Source organism: Paenibacillus sp. Y280 (genome assembly GCF_056786335.1).
In genome coordinates this window covers 1-1218 of sequence record NZ_JBXCIW010000060.1, presented here as the reverse complement: position 1 = coordinate 1218, position 1218 = coordinate 1, and the positions used below count along the sequence as shown (strand labels likewise).

The following is a 1218-nucleotide window of genomic DNA, read 5'->3' as shown; positions in this document are numbered from 1 at the left end:
TACGTTCAATCCATGCTTGACGACGTTGTTCTCTCGTGGTCATGTGGCAACCTCCTTCATTGGGTTGCCTTCATTTTCTCATGAATGGTTTGGACGTTGAAGGTGGGCTGGATTTGATGCTTACTTAAATCCCACTTACATGCAAATGAATTTGACGGCCAGTGAACACTTATCTCCCCAGAAACTCTCATCCTAAGGTTTTCAAGAATGTTTAAGATATCAACTATCATCAGGCTCATGTCGTATTTGTACCCTATTGGGATACAAATGGTCTTCCACATAATTATCACATCTTCTGTCGAAAGAGGAAACACAGTCTCAAGAGCATCAGACAAGGATGATATATCTTCATCATATTCCCCAGTAAATCTGGGACATCCTGCTTGAATTCTAAAATCCATCGACAGTCTCATTTTTTCTATGGTGCAGGATAACCATGATATGTACCCGAACCATTATTTCTTACCCAGATTCTTGTTGCAGTCACTGTAGAACCATCAGGCATGTATACTTTGGATGTAGAACCGCTAGGTAGATCAAACCATGCACCTTCACCAGACTTTAATGTTGCTGCTTTTTCACCTGCAAACTCTAAATCTGATTTGCTCCACTGCCCTTGAGGTAATCCTAACTTTTTAGCCATTGCCGGTCCTTCTTTCCAATCGACTCCATGTTCCCGCTCTTAAGATATTTGGCCTCAGGGCGTAAACCACAATCCCCGATATTATGAATCCAGATTCGTAAGTCACTTACAAAGTAAGTATGGAAATCATCACAAGTAAAGATGTATACCTTTACTTTTTCATCGTGATGTACAATTTCAATGTTATCAATCTTTAGATGGTTTCCGTTGCATTGGAATAACTCATCGCCCACCTTCAAATCAACAGCAAGCACCCATCCCTTTCCATCTATCCAAAAATGGATGATTATCAGTTGTCTCAATAATTTGATTGCCAACTGACAATTTATATGTTGTATCTTTCTCGTTACGATGAAGTGCACTAACTTCCTTGCAAGCCTGCTTACCTGTTTCTTCATTCTTCTAGAGAACCTTATCTCCGACCTCAATGTCTTCGATATTTTTCTCCCCTCGTTAGTTATAAACCTGAATTTCGAAAGTGAAATCTTATAAAAACGTAAAAAAGTGCCCTGATCTTTGGTAGAATGGTGTTTGTCTAGAACACATCACCCAAAAGAGAGGAGCACCTTTATGGT

General features: G+C 39.7%; 3 protein-coding genes. All 3 read right to left on the bottom strand.

Features of this window, described 5'->3' with window-relative positions; all coding sequences use genetic code 11:
* Positions 1–56 precede the first annotated feature (56 nt).
* From AC1TPC_RS26820 to AC1TPC_RS26810, 3 genes are read right to left on the bottom strand one after another with little or no spacing between them, the layout of a single operon-like run.
* Positions 57–401 (bottom strand): hypothetical protein, encoded by a 345-nt coding sequence (locus tag AC1TPC_RS26820; RefSeq protein ID WP_482069772.1) that lies wholly within the window; start codon positions 399–401, stop codon positions 57–59.
* Between the two features lie 17 nt (positions 402–418).
* Positions 419–643, bottom strand: coding sequence for a hypothetical protein (locus AC1TPC_RS26815; protein ID WP_482069771.1), 225 nt, complete (start codon positions 641–643; stop codon positions 419–421).
* Positions 628–1041 carry a polymorphic toxin-type HINT domain-containing protein gene (locus AC1TPC_RS26810; protein ID WP_482069770.1) on the bottom strand — a complete coding sequence of 138 codons (414 nt, stop codon included), beginning with the start codon at positions 1039–1041 and terminating at the stop codon, positions 628–630. Before AC1TPC_RS26810 ends, AC1TPC_RS26815 begins: the two co-directional genes overlap by 16 nt.
* Positions 1042–1218 lie beyond the last annotated feature (177 nt).